The 19,053-nt window shown below is 70.3% G+C and carries 17 protein-coding genes; 11 read left to right on the top strand and 6 right to left on the bottom strand.

What is annotated here, in order from left to right:
- Positions 1–34: 34 nt before the first annotated feature.
- Entirely contained in the window at positions 35–1,027 is a 993-nt protein-coding gene (locus ACFWCH_RS04275; protein WP_378802986.1) for a LacI family DNA-binding transcriptional regulator, read from the bottom strand.
- 112 nt (positions 1,028–1,139) lie between these two features.
- Here ACFWCH_RS04275 and ACFWCH_RS04270 point away from each other — a divergent pair, with 112 nt between their 5' ends.
- The 3 genes from ACFWCH_RS04270 to ACFWCH_RS04260 are packed head-to-tail and all read left to right on the top strand — an operon-like array spanning position 1,140 to position 5,229.
- Complete coding sequence (locus tag ACFWCH_RS04270; protein WP_378802985.1) at positions 1,140–2,462, top strand: MFS transporter; 1,323 nt, start codon at positions 1,140–1,142, stop codon at positions 2,460–2,462.
- Positions 2,459–4,222, top strand: a complete 1,764-nt coding sequence (locus tag ACFWCH_RS04265) for a glycoside hydrolase family 2 protein (RefSeq protein WP_240744489.1) — start codon at positions 2,459–2,461, stop codon at positions 4,220–4,222. The genes ACFWCH_RS04270 and ACFWCH_RS04265 overlap by 4 nt, the downstream gene beginning before the upstream one ends.
- Positions 4,219–5,229, top strand: a complete 1,011-nt coding sequence (locus tag ACFWCH_RS04260) for a DUF2804 domain-containing protein (protein WP_378802984.1) — start codon at positions 4,219–4,221, stop codon at positions 5,227–5,229. The genes ACFWCH_RS04265 and ACFWCH_RS04260 overlap by 4 nt, the downstream gene beginning before the upstream one ends.
- Before the next feature lie 11 nt (positions 5,230–5,240).
- Here ACFWCH_RS04260 and ACFWCH_RS04255 read toward each other — a convergent pair whose 3' ends face one another.
- Genes ACFWCH_RS04255 through ACFWCH_RS04245 form a run of 3 tightly spaced genes read right to left on the bottom strand, consistent with a single transcriptional unit; the run spans position 5,241 to position 8,449 of the window.
- Positions 5,241–6,425 carry a thiolase family protein gene (locus tag ACFWCH_RS04255; protein ID WP_378802983.1) on the bottom strand — a complete coding sequence of 395 codons (1,185 nt, stop codon included), beginning with the start codon at positions 6,423–6,425 and terminating at the stop codon, positions 5,241–5,243.
- On the bottom strand, positions 6,422–7,195 hold the full coding sequence (locus ACFWCH_RS04250) for an SDR family oxidoreductase (RefSeq protein ID WP_136028778.1): 774 nt from the start codon (positions 7,193–7,195) through the stop codon (positions 6,422–6,424). The genes ACFWCH_RS04255 and ACFWCH_RS04250 overlap by 4 nt, the downstream gene beginning before the upstream one ends.
- Positions 7,196–7,249: 54 nt before the next feature.
- Positions 7,250–8,449 (bottom strand): acyl-CoA dehydrogenase family protein, encoded by a 1,200-nt coding sequence (locus tag ACFWCH_RS04245; RefSeq protein WP_136028777.1) that lies wholly within the window; start codon positions 8,447–8,449, stop codon positions 7,250–7,252.
- A gap of 118 nt (positions 8,450–8,567) precedes the next feature.
- On the opposite strand from ACFWCH_RS04245, the gene ACFWCH_RS04240 reads away from it, so the two are divergent.
- From ACFWCH_RS04240 to ACFWCH_RS04205, 8 genes are all read left to right on the top strand, one after another.
- On the top strand, positions 8,568–9,035 hold the full coding sequence (locus tag ACFWCH_RS04240; protein ID WP_378802982.1) for a MaoC family dehydratase: 468 nt from the start codon (positions 8,568–8,570) through the stop codon (positions 9,033–9,035).
- On the top strand, positions 9,032–10,204 hold the full coding sequence (locus ACFWCH_RS04235; protein WP_378802981.1) for a CaiB/BaiF CoA transferase family protein: 1,173 nt from the start codon (positions 9,032–9,034) through the stop codon (positions 10,202–10,204). The genes ACFWCH_RS04240 and ACFWCH_RS04235 overlap by 4 nt, the downstream gene beginning before the upstream one ends.
- Positions 10,201–11,373, top strand: a complete 1,173-nt coding sequence (locus tag ACFWCH_RS04230) for an acyl-CoA dehydrogenase family protein (protein ID WP_378802980.1) — start codon at positions 10,201–10,203, stop codon at positions 11,371–11,373. The genes ACFWCH_RS04235 and ACFWCH_RS04230 overlap by 4 nt, the downstream gene beginning before the upstream one ends.
- Positions 11,374–11,381: 8 nt before the next feature.
- Positions 11,382–12,353, top strand: a complete 972-nt coding sequence (locus ACFWCH_RS04225) for a sugar-binding transcriptional regulator (protein ID WP_136028773.1) — start codon at positions 11,382–11,384, stop codon at positions 12,351–12,353.
- Positions 12,354–12,451: 98 nt separating this feature from the next.
- Complete coding sequence (locus tag ACFWCH_RS04220) at positions 12,452–13,825, top strand: ABC transporter substrate-binding protein (RefSeq protein WP_168442770.1); 1,374 nt, start codon at positions 12,452–12,454, stop codon at positions 13,823–13,825.
- A 19-nt stretch (positions 13,826–13,844) separates the two neighbouring features.
- Positions 13,845–14,750, top strand: a complete 906-nt coding sequence (locus ACFWCH_RS04215; RefSeq protein ID WP_378802979.1) for a carbohydrate ABC transporter permease — start codon at positions 13,845–13,847, stop codon at positions 14,748–14,750.
- Positions 14,747–15,652, top strand: a complete 906-nt coding sequence (locus tag ACFWCH_RS04210; protein WP_205828201.1) for a carbohydrate ABC transporter permease — start codon at positions 14,747–14,749, stop codon at positions 15,650–15,652. Before ACFWCH_RS04215 ends, ACFWCH_RS04210 begins: the two co-directional genes overlap by 4 nt.
- A gap of 4 nt (positions 15,653–15,656) precedes the next feature.
- Positions 15,657–16,673, top strand: coding sequence for a DUF2804 domain-containing protein (locus ACFWCH_RS04205; protein ID WP_378802978.1), 1,017 nt, complete (start codon positions 15,657–15,659; stop codon positions 16,671–16,673).
- A 31-nt stretch (positions 16,674–16,704) separates the two neighbouring features.
- Here the strand turns inward: ACFWCH_RS04205 and ACFWCH_RS04200 are convergent, their stop codons facing one another.
- Together ACFWCH_RS04200 and ACFWCH_RS04195 are read right to left on the bottom strand one after the other, a co-directional pair.
- The gene (locus ACFWCH_RS04200; protein ID WP_378802977.1) at positions 16,705–17,454 is read right to left on the bottom strand and encodes a FadR/GntR family transcriptional regulator; all 750 of its coding nucleotides are present in this window, start codon (positions 17,452–17,454) and stop codon (positions 16,705–16,707) included.
- The gene (locus ACFWCH_RS04195) at positions 17,451–18,905 is read right to left on the bottom strand and encodes an NAD-dependent succinate-semialdehyde dehydrogenase (RefSeq protein ID WP_136028768.1); all 1,455 of its coding nucleotides are present in this window, start codon (positions 18,903–18,905) and stop codon (positions 17,451–17,453) included. Before ACFWCH_RS04195 ends, ACFWCH_RS04200 begins: the two co-directional genes overlap by 4 nt.
- Positions 18,906–19,053 lie beyond the last annotated feature (148 nt).

Here is a 19,053-nt window from a genome sequence, read left to right as displayed (position 1 = left end):
GCCGCATCCCCTCGGGGTGCGGCGCTTCTGTGTGTCAGGCGGACGCGCGCTGGGTGCTCTCCCGCTCCACGAGGCGGAAGTCGACGGGGTCGGTACGGGCGTTCTCGCCGCGCACGAGAGCGACCGCTCGCTGCGCGATGCCGCGCTTGTCGGGCGCGATGGTCGTCAGACGAGGAATGGAGTACTGGCCTTCAGTGATGTCGTCGAATCCGGCGAGCGCGATGTCGGCCGGCACCCGCAGCCCGGCGTCGTGCAGCGCGCGGAGCACGCCGATGGCGACCTCGTCGGTCACGCAGAAGACGGCATCGATCTCCTCGCCCCCGGCGATGCGATCGGCGAGAGCCCGCCCGGCGTCGTACCCGTCCCGCGCCGTGAAGTCGGCGGCGTGGGCCTCGCGCACCGCGGGGAGTCCCGCGGCGCGCAGGGCGGCGGTGTACCCGGTCCTGCGCAGCTCGTTGAATCGCGGTGCGGGGCCGGCGACGCCGACGTAGGCGATCCTCGCGCATCCCGAGTGGATGAGGTGGCCGACCACGGCCTCGGAGGCGGCGATGTTGTCCACCGCGATCGAGCCGACGCCCGAGCCGGCGAAGTGCTCTCCGATCAACGCGAGGCCCACGCGGCCGCCGATGCTCCCGATGTCGGCGGAAGTGAGTTCGAGCGGGCTCACGATCAGCCCGTCGGGTTGGAGCGCGATGAGGCGTTCGATCTCGGCCATTTCGCGCTCGCGGATGCCGTGCGTCTGCGCCACGACGGTGCCGATGCCGTGCGCCGCCGCCTCCTCGACGATGAGCGTGCAGAGTTCCCCGAAGTAGCCGACCCCCATCTCCGGGACGACAAGCGCCACCACGCCGCTGTGTCCGGTCCGCAGCTGCTGCGCGGCGCGATTGGGCACGTATCCGAGCTCCGCGATCGCTTGCTGCACACGCGCGCGCACGTCGTCGCTGACGTACGGGAACCCGGTGACGACGTTCGAGACGGTTCGCCTCGCCACGCCCGCGCGGCGGGCGACGTCCATTTGAGTGACCACGGCACCTCCTCCGCCGCCGACAGTAGCAAGTCGCACGCCGACCACGGAAACCGCTATCGTGGCACCGTATTGCCACGTGGCAATACCAACTCCTGCTTCGAGAGGACTGACGATGACGTCACCCCGACCCCTCTCCGCCCCGCGCCCGTCGAGCCCGCGCCCCCAGCGCCTCGGCGTCCGCGTCTGGACCGCCCTCGTGGTCGTCGGCCTGGTCGGCCAGGTCGCGTGGACGGTGGAGAACATGTATCTCAACGTCTTCGTGTACGAGCGCATCACCCAGGACCCGACCGTGATCGCGATGATGGTCGCGCTGAGCGCCGTGGCCGCGACCGTCGCCACCCTTCTGATCGGAGCGTGGTCGGATCGCACGGGTCGTCGTCGCCTCTTCGTCGCCGTCGGATACGTCGCCTGGGGGGCCTGCACCGCGGCCTTCGGTCTGCTCTCACCCTCGGAAGGCGCCGTCGCCGCGCCCTTCGTGCTCCTCGCCGTGGTCGGGATCATCGCCCTCGACTGCGTCATGAGCATGATCGGCTCCGGAGCCAACAATGCGGCCTTCGGTGCCTGGGTCACGGATGTCACCACGCCCCGCACCCGCGGACGCGCGGACGCCGTGCTCGCAGCCCTGCCCCTCCTCGCCATGCTGGTCGTGTTCGGTGCTCTCGACGGACTCACTCGCGCTGGCGAGTGGCGGACCTTCTTCGCCGTCGTCGGGGGAGTGACGGCGGTCTCGGGGCTCCTCGCCTGGATGCTCCTGCGCGATGCGGCACCCGCCGCGACCCTCGATGTCGCACCCGTGGCCGTGCGGCTACTGCGCGGATTCCACCCCTCGACGGTCCGCGCGCACGCGCCGCTCTACCTGTCGCTCGCCATGCTCGCTGTGATCGGCACGGCGGCGCAGGTGTTCCTGCCCTACGTCATCATCTACCTGCAGTACGGGCTGCGCGTGGAGTCCTACGCGCTGATCCTCGGAGTGTCCCTGCTGGCGGCCGCGACCATCAGCGTGGTCGGCGGGATGCTCATGGATCGGCTCGGCAAGCGCCGCCTGCTCCTGCCAGCGACGCTGCTCTTCGCGGTCGGGCTCCTCCTGATGTTCTTCGCGCGGGACACGGTGAGCGTGATCGTGGCGGCGGCGCTCGCGCTCGGCGGGATGATGCTGGCGACCGCCTCGGCCTCTGCCACGGCTCGAGACGAGACCCCCGACGGGCAGGCCGGGATGGTCCAAGGTCTCCGGATGGTGACGGGCACGATGATCCCGATGATCGTCGGACCGTTCATCGGCGCCTGGGTGATCGTCGGCGACGGGCGCACCTACCTCGACCTCGGCGTCGAGCGGCCCGTGCCGGGGCCCGCGATGTTCCTCGCGGCCGCCGCGATCCTGGCCCTCGTCCCCGCCCTGGTCGCCTGGCGGACGCGGCGCGAGAGGACGCCCCGGTGACCTCGGACGCCCCGCTCGCCGCGTATCCGCGGCCGCAGCTCCGGCGCGACGGCCACCGGATCCTCAACGGCTGGTGGGAGTGCGCCTTCACCGATGCGGGCGCGGCGCCGACACGGTGGGATCGCCGCATCCTCGTGCCGTTCTCGCCGGAGACCCCGCGCTCGGGAGTCGGCCGCCAGCTTCAGTCGCACGAGTCGCTCTGGTACCGACGCCGCTTCACCCACGCCGCGAGGCCCGGCTACCGCACGATCCTCCACTTCGGGGCGGTCGACCAGTCGTGCCGGGTGCGGATCGACGGCGTCGAGGTCACGACGCACGTGGGCGGCTACCTGCCGTTCGCGGTCGATGTCACCGAGGCCCTGCGCGCCGACGACGACCACGAGATCGAGGTCGAGGTGCGTGATGTGAGCGACGGCTCGCACCACTCCGTCGGCAAGCAGCGCCTGAAGCGCGGAGGCATCTGGTACACCGCGCAGTCCGGCATCTGGCAGACGGTCTGGATGGAGGAGGTCCCACCGACGTACGTGACGGGGTTGCGGCTGAGGACTCCGGACGTGCGGGTCGGGATGGCGACAGCGACGCTGGAGGTGACGGTCGAGGCGTCGGCGCCCGGAGCTCCGGTGACCGTGGCCGTGCGCGCCGGAGAGACGGTCGTCGCGTCCGCGGAGGGGGTCGCCGGCACCGCACTGCCCCTTCGCCTCCCTCGACCGCGGCTGTGGAGTCCGGAGGATCCGTTCCTGTACGACCTCGACATCGCCGTCGGCGACGACCGGGTGGCGAGCTACGTCGGGGTGCGCAGCGTCGACGTCGACCGTGACGCCAGGGGGATGCCGCGGCTGCGCCTCAACGGCGAGCCGTACCCGCACATCGGCGTGCTCGACCAGGGGTACTGGGGAGACGACCTGTACACCGCGCCCGACGATGACGCCCTCGTGGCCGACATCGTCGCGATGAAGGAGCTCGGCTTCACGATGCTCCGCAAGCACATCAAGGTGGAGTCGCTCCGCTGGTATCACCACTGCGACCGGCTCGGCATGCTGGTCTGGCAGGACGCGGTCAACGGCGGGTCGACCTACCGCCCCTGGGTGATCACCGCCCCGGTAGCCTCCCCGCACATCCGCCTCGCCGATCGATGGCACCGGATCTTCGGACGCGCCGAGGCCGCGGGGCGGGAGGAGTTCCTCGACGAGCTCGACGAGATGGTGGACCTGCTGCGCAACTCGCCCTCCGTGGTCACCTGGGTGCCGTTCAACGAGGGCTGGGGGCAGTTCGACGCCGCCCGGGTCGTCGAGCACCTGCGGCGCCGTGACCCCGACCGGGTGATCGACCACGCGAGCGGGTGGCACGATCAGCGCTCGGGCGACCTGCGCAGCCTGCACGTCTACTTTCAGCCGATCCGGCCGGCGCGGTGGTGGGGTCGCGACGGCCGTGCCCTCGTCGTGTCCGAGTTCGGGGGGTACAGCCTGAGGCTCCCCGGCCACCGCTACCCCGCACGTGAGTTCGGCTACCGACGCCTGAGCTCTCGGGAAGACCTCACCCGCGCGTACGAACGACTGCACCGGCGCGAAGTGCTCCCGGCGATCCCGCGGGGGCTGTCGGCCACCGTGTACACCCAGCTCGCCGACGTGGAGGACGAATCGAACGGCCTCCTGACGGCCGATCGCACATCGCTGAAACCGGACGCCGCGACCGTGCGCGCCCTCAACACCGAGTTCCGGCGCGTCTTCGACGCCGCGACTCGAGAACGGAGCCCCGAATGATCGAGCGCGAGATCACCGAGCGTGTCGCCCTGACGACCCCGGACGGCCGCTTCCACCCCGCCGCCCTCGGATGGTCGCGCACCCCGCTGCACGACACGTCCGCACTCGGCAGGCGCGCCTGGGGCCGGAACAAGCGCTGGGAGTACTGGAACGTGATGACTCCGCAGCACATCCTCGCCCTGACCGTGTCCTGCATCGACTACCTGTCGCTGCATTCGATCTGGGTGCTCGACCGGACGACGGGCGTGTCGTCCGACATGACGGTGGTCGTACCCGGCGCCCGGAGCGCGACACTGCCACCGTCGCATGGCGAAGGGCCTGCACGCGCCCGCACGAGAAGACTGTCGCTCGACATCGACGACCTGGGCGCGGCGGGGACGCGCCTGCGCGGCACAGCACCCGGTGTCGAGTTCGACATCACGGCCTCCCGGCCGGACGGGCATGAGTCGCTCGGCGTCGTGGTTCCCTGGCACTCCGCGAAGGGCATCCGGCGCTTCCAGTACACGGTGAAGGACGTCGCCCGACCAGCGCACGGGTCCCTCACGGTGGATGGGGCGACCCACGCGATCGCCGAGAACGCGTGGGCGGTGCTCGACCACGGGCGCGGACGATGGCCGTACGACGTCAGCTGGAACTGGGCGGCCGGGAGCGGCACGGTGGACGGCCGGGTCGTCGGCCTGCAGCTCGGCTCCCAGTGGACCGACGGCTCCGGGGCCACCGAGAACGCGGTGGTGGTCGACGGGCACCTGTCCAAGATCAGCGAGGAGCTCGTGTGGGAGTACGACCGCACCTCCGATCGACGGCCCTGGCGCATCGGGGGCGAGAACGCCGACCTGACCTTCACCCCGTCGTACGCGAAGCGCTCCCGGACCCGCGCGCTGCTCATCTCGAGCCGCACCGATCAGCTGTTCGGGGTCTGGTCGGGGTGGGTGCTCGACGACCGCGGGGAGCGCGTGGTCGTCGACGGGACCGAAGGGTGGGCCGAGGACGTGCGGAACCGGTGGTGAGGCTGCTCCGCTCAGCGTTCGAGGAGCAGCGCCGTGCCCTGACCGACGCCCACACACATGGCCGCGGCGCCTCGGCGGACGTCGTCCGCCACCATCCGCGACAGCAGCGTGACCACAATCCGGGCTCCCGACGAGCCGAGCGGATGCCCGAGAGCGATCGCGCCGCCCCACGCGTTCACGAGGGCCGGGTCCCACTCGAGTCGGTCGCGGCAGGCGAGCGCCTGTGCGGCGAACGCCTCGTTCAGCTCCATCGCGCCCAGATCCTCCGAGCGCCAGCCTGCTCGGCGCAGTGCCGCGGTCGCCGCATCGACCGGGCCCATCCCCATGATCGACGGGTGGAGGGCCGACGCGGCGTGCGCGACGATCCGAGCCCGCGGGGTCAATCCGTGCGTCCGCACCGCGGCCTCGCTCGCGAGCAGTACGGCCGATGCCCCGTCGTTCAGGGTGCTGGCGTTGCCGGCCGTCACGATCCGTCCACCGGCGACCACGGGGCGCAGGCGCGCGAGGGCGGCGGCGTCGGTGTCCCGCCGCGGTCCTTCATCGGCCATGACGGGGCCGGTCGCGGTGTCGACGGCGACGATCTCCCCGTCGAACCGCCCGGCGTCGACCGCTGCGATCGCCCGACGGTGGCTTTCCAGGGCGAAGTCATCGGCCCGTTCGCGTCCGATCCCGAAGCGCTCGGCGACGAGCTCCGCCGTCTCGGGCATGCTCAGGGTGATGTCGTCGTCGTCGCGTTCGAGGTGCGGATTCACGAACCGCCAACCGATCGACGTGTCGAACTGCGCACCCGGGCCGGCGAACGCCCGGTGCGGCTTCGCCTGGACCCACGGCGCCCGCGACATCGACTCGACCCCTCCGGCGACCATCACCTCGGCCGCCCCGGAAGCGATCAGGGCATGCGCGGTGGTGATCGCCGTCATCCCCGACGCGCAGAGCCGGTTGACCGTGAAGGCGGGGAGGGAGACGGGGAGGCCAGCGAGCAGGACGGCCATCCGCGCCACATTGCGGTTGTCCTCGCCGGACTGGTTCGCCGCTCCCAGCACCACCTCGTCGATCGCGGAGGGGTCCACGCCGGACCGCTCGACCACCGCGCCCACCGTCAGGGCGGCGAGATCGTCGGGGCGCACGGATGACAGGCTCCCCCCGTAGCGGCCGACCGGCGTGCGGACGCCATCGACGATGTAGACGGCGGTCATCGCGCACCACCGTTGACGTACACGGTCTGGCCGGAGACATAGGCGGCGTCGTCGCTCGCGAGGAAGGCCACCACGGCGGCGACGTCGTCGGGGCGCCCCACTCGGCGCAGCGGGGTCACGGATGCGGCCTGCTCCTGATGAGCAGCCGCGTCCATCCCCACCCGTTCGGCGGTTCGCGCCGTCATCGGCGTCGCGATGTAGCCGGGCGCGACCGCATTCACGCGGATGCCCAGCGGGCCGAGCTCGATCGCCGCGGTCGCGGTGAGCCCCTGGATCCCCGCCTTCGCTGCGGAGTAGTTCGCCTGTCCCCGGTTGCCCAGGGCCGACCGGCTCGACAGGTTCACGATGGCTCCCGCGCGCGCGGGGACCATCTTCCGCTGCGCGGCGCGGAGGCCGAGAAAGGCCGTCGTGAGGTTCGTGCGGAGGACGAAGTCCCAATCGTCGACCGACATCCGGAACAGCAGGTCGTCGCGCGTGGCACCCGCGTTGTTGACGAACACGTCCAGGCGTCCCTCGGCATCGACGAACCCGTCGACCGCACGGGCGACGAGCTCGGCGTCGGTCATGTCCGCGGCGAGGGCCACGGCGCTCCCGCCGGAGTCCCTCGTCGCCCCGTCGTCGGAGATGGCGGCGGCCGCGTGGAGGGCGTCGCTGTGCACGAGATCGAGCACGCCCACGCGCGCCCCCTCCCGCGCGAGCCGAAGAGCGGTGGCGTGACCGATGCCTCTGGCGCCTCCCGTCACGATCGCCGTACGTCCGATGAACCGCATGCGGAACCTGCTTCCTGTCGTCGTTCTGTTGTGGGGGATGGGGGCGGTCGCGCGTCAGCGGAAGGCGGAGATGCCCGTGATCTCGCGTCCGATGAGCAGCGACTGCACGGTGTCGGTGCCCTCGTAGGTGTAGACGACCTCCATGTCTGTCAGATGGCGGGCGACGTGGTTCTCCAGCAGCAGTCCGTTTCCGCCGAGGATGTCGCGGGCCTCGGAGCACACCCAGCGCCCGCGATCCGCGGTGAACATCTTGGCGATCGACGCCATCGGCCCGGTCAGAGCGGACTCCGCGGACAGCTCGGCGAGGCGGAAGCACATGAGCTGCATGGCCGTGACCTCGGCGAGCATCTTGGCCAGTCGCTGCTGGATGATCTGGTGGGCGGCCAGCGGCTTGCCGAACTGCACCCGGGACCGCGCGTAGTCGACGGCGATGTCGTACGCCGCCATCGCATGTCCCGTCGCCTCCCACGATGCCCCGGAGCGGGTGCGGGCGAGGACCGCTCCGGCGTCGCGGAACGAGGTGGAGCCGGCGAGGAGGTTCGCGGCGGGCACGCGGACCGCATCGAGGGTGATGTCGGGCTGCAGGATCGCCCGCTTGCCGATCTTGCCGGTGATCACCTCGGCGCGATACCCGGCCGGGTGCCGTCCGTCCGCGCCCTTCTCGATGACGAACGCCTTGACCTGGCCGTCCGCGGTGTCCCGCGCCCACAGCACGACGACGTCGGCGCTGTGGCCGTTGCCGATCCAGCGCTTGGCTCCGGTGAGCACGAAGCTGTCGCCGTCCCTCGTCGCGCTCGTCTCGAGCGCGACGGAGTCGGAGCCGTGTCCTGGCTCGGTGAGGGCGAAGGCCCCGATCTTCTCCAGGCGCGCCATCGCGGGCAGCCACCGCTGCTTCTGCTCCTCGGAGCCGAGCAGGTCGATCGTGCCCATGCTCAGTCCCGACTGCACACCGAGGAAGGTGTTGATGCTTCCGTCACCGCGTGACATCTCGAGCGCGACGAGACCCGCCGCGAGCGGACTGAGCCCTGGGCAGCCGTACCCCCGGATGGTGGTGCCGATCACGCCGAGCTCGGCGATGCCGGGGATGAGGTCGGCGGGGAACTCGGCCCGCTCCCAGTGCTCGTTGATCGTGGGGAGCACGCGCTCGCGCACGAAATCCCGCACACGAGCCACGATCGCGCGCTCGTCCGTATCGAGCCGGTCGTACAGGCGGAGGAAGTCGGTTTCGGGGGGAGCGGTGGTCAGGAGGGTCATCGGTGGTTCCTTCGAGCTTGCCTTTTCAGTAGTTCGGTGTAATCCTTACACTAAATACGCCGCACGATTCCCATCCGGACAAATGTGCGCGGACCTGACGACTTCGACGAGGATGCGCATGACCACCACCTACGACGTGACGGCCCTCCCGGGTCTCGTCGGCACGGAGCTCGGCGTCAGCGCGTGGACCACCATCGACCAGGACCGCATCCAACGCTTTGCCAGCGCGACCGGCGACGAGCAGTGGCTGCACACAGACCCGGCGCGTGCGGCGCGAGGACCGTTCGGACGCACGGTCGCCCACGGCCTCCTGACGCTGTCCCTGCTTCCCGCGCTCGCCGCACAGGCCTACACCTTCTCCGGGGCGGTCGGTCGGGTCAACTACGGATACGAGCGCGTGCGCTTCCCGGCGCCGGTCGCGGCCGGCAGTCGCGTGCGCGACAGGATCGTGCTCGACGCCGTGACCGCCCTCGACGGCGCGGTCCGCGTGCACACCACGCACACCGTGGAGATCGACGACGATGGCGACCGTCCCGCCTGCGTCGCCCGCGCCATCACCCACCTCGTCCTCGGCGGTGCGCGATGACGAACCCCCTCGCCGACGAACGCCCCGGGCCGCTGCAGGGCATCGTCGTCGCAGACCTCTCTCGCATCCTCGCCGGCCCCTACTGCACCATGCTCCTCGCCGACATGGGCGCGACCGTCGTGAAGATCGAGAGCCCGGACGGCGACGACACCCGCCGGTTCGCGCCGCCGGTGCACGAGGGTGTCGCCACCTACTACCAGTCGGCGAACCGCAACAAGCGCTCCCTCGTACTCGATCTCGCCGACGACGGCGACCTCGCGATCGCCCGGGACGTCATCGCCCAGGCCGACGTGGTCGTCGAGAACTTCAAGGCCGGCGGGTTGCGGCGCTTCGGGCTCGACTACGCGACGCTCGCCGTCGATCGACCCGACCTCGTCTACGCCTCGATCACCGGATTCGGCACCGGGGCCGGGGCGCACCTCGCCGGCTACGACCTCATGGTCCAGGCGCTGAGCGGGTTCATGGACACCACTGGCGCGCAGCACGGCGAGCCGTTCCGAGGTGGTTTCGCACTGTTCGACGTGCTGACCGGACTCCACACGGCCGTCGGCATCCTCGCGGCGCTGCGGCATCGCGAGCGAACGGGACTCGGGCAGCTCGTGGAGACGAACCTCCTGTCGGCGGCGCTGTCGTCGATGGTGAACCAGACCCAGGCGTACGCCGCGGCGGGCCACGTGCCCCGCCGCATGGGCAACCAGCACCCCAGCCTCTACCCGTACGAGCCGTTTCCGACCGCTGACCTGCCGCTCGTGATCGCCGTGGGCAACGACGCGCAGTTCGAGCGCCTGTGCGCCGTGATCGGGCGCGACGACCTGGCGACCGACCCGCGCTTCGCCGCACCCCAGCTGCGCAACGCCCACCGCGACGCACTGCGCCCCGAGATCGTGGCCGCGCTTGCCGACCGCGGTGCCGCCGAGTGGTTCGACCTGCTGACCGGGGTCGGTGTGCCCAGCGCGCCGATCCAGACGATCGAAGACGGCATCCGCTTCGCCGAGCGGATCGGACTCGAACCCGTGGGCCTCGCGGGAGACGCCCTGCCGATCGTGCGCAACCCGCTCACGTTCTCGCACACACCCGTGGACTACCCGCTGGCCCCTCCGTCACTCGACGAAGGGGGAAGCGAGCTGCGGGAGCGGCTGTCCGCCGTCACGAGGGAGAAGACCCCATGAACCCATCCGCCTACGCGGCCGTCGACACACTGCTCGGCCTCGAGGAGCGTCTGAGCCCCGAGGACCGCGCCTGGGGTTCGCGCGCGGCCGCCGTCGCCGCAGACGTCGTCCTGCCGACGATCGACGCGGACTTCGAGGAGGCGCGGTTCCGCGCCGAGATCGTGCCCGCCTTCGCGGACGCCGGGCTGTTCGGCATGCACCTGGAGGCACCGGGGTGCGCCGGAGCGAGCCCCACCGCCTACGGCCTGGCGTGCGCGGCGATCGAGGCGGCCGACAGTGGATGGCGGACACTCGTCTCCGTCCAGGGCTCCCTCACGATGACGGCGATCGCGCGGTTCGGCTCCGACCGGCAGCGCGCGTCCCTGCTCCCGGAGATGGCCGCCGGCCGCCTGCTCGGATGCTTCGCGCTGACCGAGCCGCAGGGCGGGAGCGACCCCGGAGCGATGACGACCGTCGCCGAGCGCGACGGCGACGGGTGGGTGCTCTCGGGGGCGAAGCGCTGGATCGGCCTGGCCACCGTCGCCGACATCGCGATCGTGTGGGCCCGCACGTCGGACGGGGTGCGCGGATTCGTGGTCCCCACTGACGCTCCCGGCTTCACCGCGACACCGATCCTGCACAAGCACGCCATGCGCGCCTCGATCCAGTGCGACGTGACCCTGGACGAGGTCCGACTGCCGGGCGACGCGATCCTCGAGCGGGCGACAGGACTCGGCGCGCCGCTGACCTGCCTCAACGAGGCGCGGTTCGGAATCGCGTGGGGCGTCCTCGGCATCGCACGGGAGTGCCTCGCCCTCAGCGTCGACTACGCCGGCCGACGGACCTCGTTCGGCGGGGTGCTCGCCGGCAAGCAGCTCGTGCAGGCGCGACTGGCCGAGATGATGCTGGCCTACCAGGGCGGAATGCTCACCGCGCTGCACCTGGCGTCGCTGAAGTCGGAGGGGCGGATGCAGCCCGCACAGGTCAGCATCGCGAAGCTCGGCAACGTGCGCTCGGCGATCGCGATCGCCCGGTCGGCACGCGAGCTCCTCGGCGGGGACGGCGTCACGGCCGACTACCCCGTGATGCGGCACATGGCCAACCTCGAGGCCGTGCGCACGTACGAGGGCACCGACGACATCCACGCCCTCTCGATCGGGCGGGCGCTCACGGGCGTCTCCGCCTTCTAGGAGGGGCCATGGTCGAGATCGCCGATCGCACCAAGCTGGCGCTGCGCGCCGCCCAGCTCTACTACCTGCGCGACCTGAAGATGAAGGCCATCGCGGACTCGCTCCACATGAGCCGGTCCTCGGTGTCGCGACTGCTGTCCTACGCCAGGGACACCGGGCTGGTCGACATCCGCATCAAGCACCCGACCGACGGCATCTCCCGGCTCCAGCACGAGATCCGCCTGCACGACGGCGTCACCGCCTACATCATCCCCGCATCGACCGGGATGAGCGTGCGCGAACGCAGCGCCCAGGTCGCCCGCCACGCCGGACGCATCCTGTCGGCGATGGTGGAGTCGTCGTCGACTATCGGGGTCGCCTGGGGGAACACCATGGCGGCCGTCAGCCATCACCTCGTCGACCGCCCGCTCACCGACGTGACCGTCGTGCAGTTGAACGGCGCCGCCTACGGCGAGAATTTCGGGCTCGGGTACGTCGGCGACATTCTCCAGCGCTTCGCCGAGGCGTTCAACGCGCACGTCGAACCCCTCCCCGTACCGGCGTTCTTCGACGACCCGCTGACGAAGACCGTCCTCTGGCGCGAGCGGAGCGTGGCACGGATCCTCGCTCTGCAGCAGCGGATCGACATCGCCGTGTTCGGCGTCGGCGACCCGCACTCCACGATCCCCGGTCACGTGTACCGCAACGGCTACCTGAGTGACGCCGACCGCGAGGAGCTCGAGGCCGCCGAGGTCGTCGGGGACGTCGCGACCGTGTTCCTCCGCGGCGACGGCACGCACGCGGGCATCCGCCTCAACGAGCGCTCGAGCGGCCCCGACCTCGACACCCTCCGTCGCGCCCCCCGTCGCGTGTGCGTGGTCAGCGACCCCAGCCGCATCCCCGCTCTGCGCGGCGCGCTGGCCGCCGGCCTCGTGACCGATCTGATCATCGACGAGCACTCCGCCAGAGAGGTCGCCAGCACATATGTGCAGGGCGCTTGACGGTCGGAAGCGGCCGCCGCGAGCATGACCAGGCCTGTGACCACACCCCACAGGTGCCGCCCCCCGAAGGCGGAACCCGAGAGAAAGAGAATGCAATGATGCAACGACGCAGGCTGCGTTCGCGCCGCCCGATCACCCTGGCCGGCGGGGCGATGATCATCACCACGGTCCTCCTCGCCGGCTGCGCCGCCGGTGGCTCGGGGGAGGAGCCTTCCGCCGACGGTGGTGGGCTCGGTACCGATGACGAGCGGATCGATCTCAAGATCCTCGTCAACGACGCCTACGCCAGCCAGTGGCAGGACAACCTGATCCCCGAGTTCGCCAAGGACTACCCGAACATCGACGTCACGATCGACGGTGTGCCGTACAACGATCAGCTGGCCAAGACGATGCTCGAACTGACCAACACCGATGCCACGTACGACATCGTGATGGCGGACGACAACTGGACGCCGCAGCTCGCCTCGACGGGCGGGCTCATGGACCTGCGCGGCGACGAGCTGGAGCAGTGGACCGCCGACGACTACGACTGGGACGACTTCTACCCGGCGGCCCTGGCGGCCGGCGAGTTCGACGGCAAGCAGTACGCGGTACCCGCGCGGTCGAACATCCTCATGATGCTCTACAACAAGAGCCTCTACGAGTCGGCCGGCGTTCCGCTCCCGACCCCGGACCTGACCTGGGACGAGTACCTGGATCAGGCGCCCGACCTGGTGCAGGACACCGACGGCGACGGCACCGACGACGCCTGGGCCGTCGGCACGTACTTCGTGCGCGATGGGCTCACGCCGACCATCTGGCAGACGATCATGAACTCCAACGGCGGCCAGATCCTGAACGAGGACAACACGGAGGCCGTGCTCGGCGACGACGCCGTCGAGGCCATGGACATCCACCGCCAGCTGCTCGACGTCGCCCCTCCCGGGGCGGTGAGCTGGCAGTTCAACGAGCCGCTCGAGGCGTTCCGACAGGGGCGCCTGGCGACCCTGTTCACCTGGGGCTCGGTCTACCGCGGTTCGGCGGTCGACCCGGCCACGACCACGCTCACACCCGAGCAGGTCGGCATCCAGACCCTGCCCGCGGGCAGCGAGGGCCCCGGCGCGCACCGCGGGGTGTGGTCGATGGGCGTCAACTCCAAGACCGACGTCCCGGAGGCCGCCTGGACCTTCGTGCAGTGGCTGACCTCGAAGAAGGGTGAGCAGTGGCAGACCAACACGCTCGGCGTCTTCCCGGCGCGTGCCAGCACCCTGGAGACCACGCCGGAGCAGGAGTGGCTGTCGCCCGTCTACGAGGCCCTCGAGGTGGCGTGGCCCGCGATCGAGGCCGGACAGATGTGGCGCCCGCACATCGTCGAGTCCGACGCCGTGCAGCAAGTCCTGGCAACGGAGACCGGCGAGTTCATCCCCGGCAACATCACGGCGAAAGACGCCGTGAAGCGGATGAACGACGGCATCGACGATCTCCTCGAGTAAGACGGGAAGACGACTGGTGATGACAAGCGCCCGACGACGTATGAGCCGGTACGGTCTCATCGATCTCGCGAACAGGTGGACGTTCGTCCTGCCCGCCGTGATCCTGATGGCTGCCCTGCTCGGCTACCCCATCCTCTACACGCTGCAGATCAGCTTCTCGGAGCTCGATCTCGCCACCTTCACTCCCCGCGAGTGGGTCGGGTGGGAGCACTACGTCGAGGCGTTCACGGACGAGAAGTTCCACAACTCCCTCGTCGTGACGGGGATCTATCTGGTGTTCGCTCTTCCCATCCAGATGATCCTGGGCTTCGGCATCGCCTTCCTCGTCAACGCCGAGTGGAGAGGGCGCGGCCTCATTCGCGCCCTCTTCCTCGTGCCGCTCGCCGTCGCACCGGTCGTCGCGGGCGGCGTGTGGAAGATGCTGCTCGACCCGCTTTGGGGCGTCTTCAACTGGATCGGCGGCCTGTTCGGTCTGCCGGCGGTGGACTGGCTGGGTGACCCGACGATGGCGATGGCCACGGTCATCATCATCGACACCTGGCGCTGGACGCCGTTCATCATCCTGGTGGCGTCGGCCGCGCTGCTCACGCTCCCGAACGACGTGCTGGAGGCCGCCTCGGTCGACGGCGCGAACTGGTGGCACAAGCTGTGGCACGTGTCGCTCCCGCTGCTGGCGCCGATCATCGCCGCGACCTTCGTCGTGCGCTGGCTCGGAGCGATGAAGATGTTCGACATCGCGCTCGTGGCCACCCGCGGCGGCCCCGGCCAGGCGACCAACGTGGTGAACCTCTACATCTACGAGCAGGCGTTCCGCTCGCTGCACTTCGGCGAGTCCGCGGCCATGGCCGTGATCGTGCTGGTGATCACCATGATCCTGATGTTCGTGTTCCTCCGAGGGACCCGCAAGCTGGAGGAGAAGTTTTGAGCTCGTCGACCCTCACCCCCGCCCCGCTCGACACGGCGACCGCGATCGGCGCCGTGCGGCCGACACCCGCACGCCGGTCGCGACGCCGCCTGGGCCACCGCATTCGCATCATCGCCGGCATCGTCATCTGCCTGCTCTTCCTGCTGCCGGTGATCTGGATGATCCTCACGTCGTTCAAGCTTCCGCGCGATATCTTCACCACGCCGCCGACCCTCTTCACCGAGCCGACGCTGGACAACTACCTCAACCTCGCCAACTACGACATCCCGCGGCGGATGCTGAACACGGTGATCGTGTCGCTCGGCGCCGGGCTGCTCGCGGTGTTCGTCGGCTCCATGGCCGGATACGGCATCGCCCGGATGAAGCTCGCCGGCGGCGGGATGATCGGCGCCCTGATCCTCGCCACCCGCGGAGTGCCGCCGATCGCCCTGGCCGTTCCGCTGTTCCTCGTCGCGCGGAACCTGGGGATGACCGACCAGCACCTGACGCTCATCCTGGCCTACTCGACGTTCCTCATCCCGTACGTCATGTGGCTCATGCGCTCGTTCTTCCTCGCCATCCCGAAGGAGCTGGAGGAGTCGGCGATGATCGACGGCACCTCCCGACTCGGCGCGTACTTCCGCATCATCCTGCCGATCCTGACCCCTGCGCTCGTGTCATCGCTCATCTTCAGCGTGATGATGGCGTACGAGGAGCTGCTGTTCGCTCTGGTGCTCACCAACCGGAACGCCTCGACGATCCCGGTCGCGATCCAGGGCATGGCCGTGGATACCGAGAGCGGGGGCATGTGGGGCCTGCTCACCGCGGCGGGGACGGTGACCGTCGTCCCGGTCGTGATCTTCACGCTGCTCCTGCAGAAGTACCTGATCAAGGGTCTCGCCGACGGCGCGACGAAGGGCTGAGACGGTGACGGTGTTCCAGCGAGACGTGCCCAAGTCCGAACGCGAGCTGACCAGGAGGGTCGACCTGTGCCTGCCGGGCGGTCGGCTGAACCCGGCGGCGGTCGGGTGGTCGCGGTACCCGCATCTGCGTGCCAATCTGCGGTGGTGGGGCCGCCGGAAGCGGTTCGAGTACTGGGCGATCTCGACGCCCGAACTCGTCTTCGCGTTCAGCTTCTCGCACGCCGACTACCGTGCCGGGCTCGCGATCTACGCCCTCGACCTCGCGTCGGGCGCCGAGGTCGTCGACGGCGAGGCCGTGTGGTTCCCCGGCCGGGCGGACCTCCCCGAGACGAGCGGGGACACCCCGATGGGGAGGCGCACCGCCAGCACCGCCGTCGCCATCACCCCCACTGCCGAAGGGACCCTCCTCGAGGTGCGCGGCACCCGCGTCACCGCCCGGATCCAGGTGCTCGAGGAGAAGGGGCACGAGTCCATGGGCGTGGTCGTGCCGTGGACCTCGCGCCGATTCCAGTACACCCGCAAGGACAACTGTCTGCGCGCGAGCGGCTGGGTCGAGGTCGACGGCGTGCGACGCACGGTCAACCCGTCCGAGGCGTGGGCGGCGCTCGATCACGGTCGCGGGAAGTGGCCGGCGAAGGTGCTGTGGAACTGGGGGAGCGGTGCCGGGTACACCGACGGCCATGAGATCGGCATCCAGCTCGGTGCGAAGTGGACGAACGGCTCGCCGTCGACCGAGAACGCGCTGCGCGTGGACGGCGTGATCGAGAAGCTCAGCCACGACGTCGAGTGGACGTACGACACGGAGGACTTCCTGAAGCCGTGGACCTTCCGCGGCCCGCAGGTCGACCTCGTCTTCACGCCGGCGCACCACCGTCACTCGCTCACGAAGAAGCTGCTGTTCCTCAGCCGCGAGGATCAGTGCTTCGGCCGCTGGGACGGGGAGATCCGGCTCTCGTCGGGAAGCGTCTACCGTGTCGAGAACGTGTTCGGGTGGGCGGAGGAGGTCCAGCGCCGCTGGTGACACCTCGCGGCGAGGAGTCGTATTGGAACGGTCAGGTCCAGGAGGACGCGCGGATCACCGGCTTGTCGAGGTTGCCGCGCTCTTCGACGATGCGCTCGAACGCCTCGAGGTGGCGGTCCATCGCGCGCGCGGCGCCCTCCCCGTCGCGGGCGAGGATGCGCTGCACCACCTTGGTGTGCGCCGCCTTCGCGAACACGAGGTCGTGGTCGTCCAGACCCTCGTCCGGCGTGTGCCAGCCCGCGATCGAGACCACGATCTTCTGCGCGACGCGGAAGAACTCGTTGCCGGTGCATTCGGCGATGAGGTCGTGGAAGTCGATGACCTCGGAGAGCGGATGCGGTTGCTCCGCCACCGCTTCGCGCAGCCTCTCGCGTTGCGCGTCCGTGGCGTTGGCCGCGGCGAGTCGCGCGCACTCCCGTTCGATCAGGCGGCGGAACGCGAACGCGTCGCCGAGCGTCGCCTCGCTCATCGCGAGGTGTACGGCGATGGTGCGCACGGTCGACTGCAGGTCGAGCTGGCCGACGCGCAGCCCGCCTCCGGGTCCGCGGCGCGACACGATGAGGCCCTCGGCTTCGAGCAGCCGCAGCGCCTCCCGCACGGTCGCGCGGCTCAGGCCGGACGTCTCGATGATCTCGGCCTCGGACGGGAAAGGCGTGCCGGCGGTGAGCTTTCCGCGCACGATCGACGTGCGCAGTTCGTTCGCGAGGATGCTGCTGGCCTTCGGGACGGTCGTACGCGGGAGGTGATGGTCCGCGGAGGACGCTCCGCGTGCCACCGTCATGACAGCTCCGCCGGGAAGCCCGTCACGACCGTCTTCGGGTGCAGGTAGTGCTCGATGCCTTCCGTGCCGTTCTCGGCGCCGAGCCCGCTGAGCCCCACCCCGGAGAACGGCGCGACGGCCGTGCTGACGAGGAAGCTGTTGATGCCGAGCATCCCGGCCCGCACCCGCTCGCTGAGCAGCCGGGCGCGGTCGAGCCGCGTCGTGAAGATGTAGCCGGCCAGCCCATAGTCGGTGGAGTTCGCCACGCGCACCGCCTCGTCGAGGTCGTCGTAGGCGATGACCACGGCGACCGGCCCGAACGGCTCCTCGGTGCGGACCCGGGCGTCCTGCGGAACGTCGCGGAGCACGGTGGGCTCGTAGAAGTGTCCGCCCAGCTCCGGGGCCGAGCGCCCGCCCGTCTCGGCGACAGCGCCGCGAGCGAGCGCATCGTCGATCAGGGCCGCGAAGTCGTCGTGACGTCGACCACTGCACAGCGGCCCGACGTCGGTGCGCTCGTGCGTGCCGTCGCCGAGGGCGAGCTCCCGCGTGGCAGCCGTGAACGCATCGACGAACTCGTCGTGGATGCTCCGCGCCACCAGGAAGCGGGTGGGGGAGATGCACACCTGGCCGGCGTTGCGGAACTTGGTCTGCGCGCAGAGGCGGGCAACGGCGGGCACATCGACGTCGTCGCAGACGACGACCGGACCGTGGCCGCCGAGTTCGAGGGAGACGGCGGCCATGTTCTGGGCAGCGAGGGTCATCAGGTGCTGACCGACGCGCACGGACCCGGTGAGCGAGACCTTGCGGATGATCGGCGAGGCGATCAGGTGCGCGCTGATGGTCGCCGGATCGCCGGTGACCGCGGCGATGACTCCGGCGGGGAAGCCCGCGTCCTGCACGGCCCGCACCATCGCGAGACAGGCGGAGGGCGCCTCTTCGGCGGGCTTCAGGATGATCGGGCACCCGGCCGCCAGCGCCGGAGCGAGCTTGCGTGCGGCGAGCATCACCGGGAAGTTCCAGGGGGTGAAGGCCGCCACGGGGCCGATCGCCTCCTTGCGTACCTCGATGCGGATGGCGGCGGACGTGCCGTCCACGGTCCGGCCGTAGATGCGCCGCGCTTCGTCGGCGTACCACTCGAACTGCTCCGCTGCGGAGAGCACTTCCGCGCGCGACTCGCGCAGCGGTTTCCCCTGTTCGGCCGTCAGGAGCGCGGCGATGTCGTCCACGCGGTCGACGATGGTGCGGGCGGCGGTGCGCAACAGCGCCGAACGCTCCCAGGCCGGGGTGTCCGCCCACGCTTCGCGCGTACGGTCCGCCGCCGCGAGGGCCGCGTCGAGGTCGTCGGCCGTCACCATGGGGGCCGTCGCGACGATCGACAGATCGGCGGGGTTCTCCACCGTGAGCGTGCCGCCGTCGGAAGCGGCGCGCCAGGTGCCGTCGATCAGGATCGACTCGGATCGGATGGTGCTCATCGGACTCTCCTTCGGCCTACCTTCCCATTCAGCCACAGGGACACGGAGAACCGGTGGCCGGCTCCCTGCACGTGTGTGCAAGTCGTGCGCGGAGCCTCTGCGCAACACGGGCCGATTCCTAAACTTGCAGTGGCGTCCGGCCGGGGTC

It is taken from the genome of Microbacterium sp. NPDC060132 (genome assembly GCF_042729675.1).
GTDB lineage: Bacteria > Actinomycetota > Actinomycetes > Actinomycetales > Microbacteriaceae > Microbacterium > Microbacterium sufflavum.
The sequence above is the reverse complement of the archived record's forward strand: the minus strand, read 5'-3'. Positions and strand labels throughout refer to the sequence as shown.

What these genes read in the sequence shown, in the direction of transcription:
- ACFWCH_RS04230 (WP_378802980.1), top strand. Translation starts at nt 10,201, where the DNA reads ATGAACCCATCCGCCTACGCGGCCGTCGACACACTGCTCGGCCTCGAG.
- ACFWCH_RS04215 (WP_378802979.1), top strand. Translation starts at nt 13,845, where the DNA reads ATGACAAGCGCCCGACGACGTATGAGCCGGTACGGTCTCATCGATCTC.
- ACFWCH_RS04245 (WP_136028777.1), bottom strand. Translation starts at nt 8,449, where the DNA reads ATGACCCTCCTGACCACCGCTCCCCCCGAAACCGACTTCCTCCGCCTG.
- ACFWCH_RS04240 (WP_378802982.1), top strand. Translation starts at nt 8,568, where the DNA reads ATGACCACCACCTACGACGTGACGGCCCTCCCGGGTCTCGTCGGCACG.
- ACFWCH_RS04195 (WP_136028768.1), bottom strand. Translation starts at nt 18,905, where the DNA reads ATGAGCACCATCCGATCCGAGTCGATCCTGATCGACGGCACCTGGCGC.
- ACFWCH_RS04255 (WP_378802983.1), bottom strand. Translation starts at nt 6,425, where the DNA reads ATGACCGCCGTCTACATCGTCGATGGCGTCCGCACGCCGGTCGGCCGC.
- ACFWCH_RS04250 (WP_136028778.1), bottom strand. Translation starts at nt 7,195, where the DNA reads ATGCGGTTCATCGGACGTACGGCGATCGTGACGGGAGGCGCCAGAGGC.
- ACFWCH_RS04225 (WP_136028773.1), top strand. Translation starts at nt 11,382, where the DNA reads ATGGTCGAGATCGCCGATCGCACCAAGCTGGCGCTGCGCGCCGCCCAG.
- ACFWCH_RS04260 (WP_378802984.1), top strand. Translation starts at nt 4,219, where the DNA reads ATGATCGAGCGCGAGATCACCGAGCGTGTCGCCCTGACGACCCCGGAC.
- ACFWCH_RS04200 (WP_378802977.1), bottom strand. Translation starts at nt 17,454, where the DNA reads ATGACGGTGGCACGCGGAGCGTCCTCCGCGGACCATCACCTCCCGCGT.
- ACFWCH_RS04235 (WP_378802981.1), top strand. Translation starts at nt 9,032, where the DNA reads ATGACGAACCCCCTCGCCGACGAACGCCCCGGGCCGCTGCAGGGCATC.
- ACFWCH_RS04220 (WP_168442770.1), top strand. Translation starts at nt 12,452, where the DNA reads ATGCAACGACGCAGGCTGCGTTCGCGCCGCCCGATCACCCTGGCCGGC.
- ACFWCH_RS04270 (WP_378802985.1), top strand. Translation starts at nt 1,140, where the DNA reads ATGACGTCACCCCGACCCCTCTCCGCCCCGCGCCCGTCGAGCCCGCGC.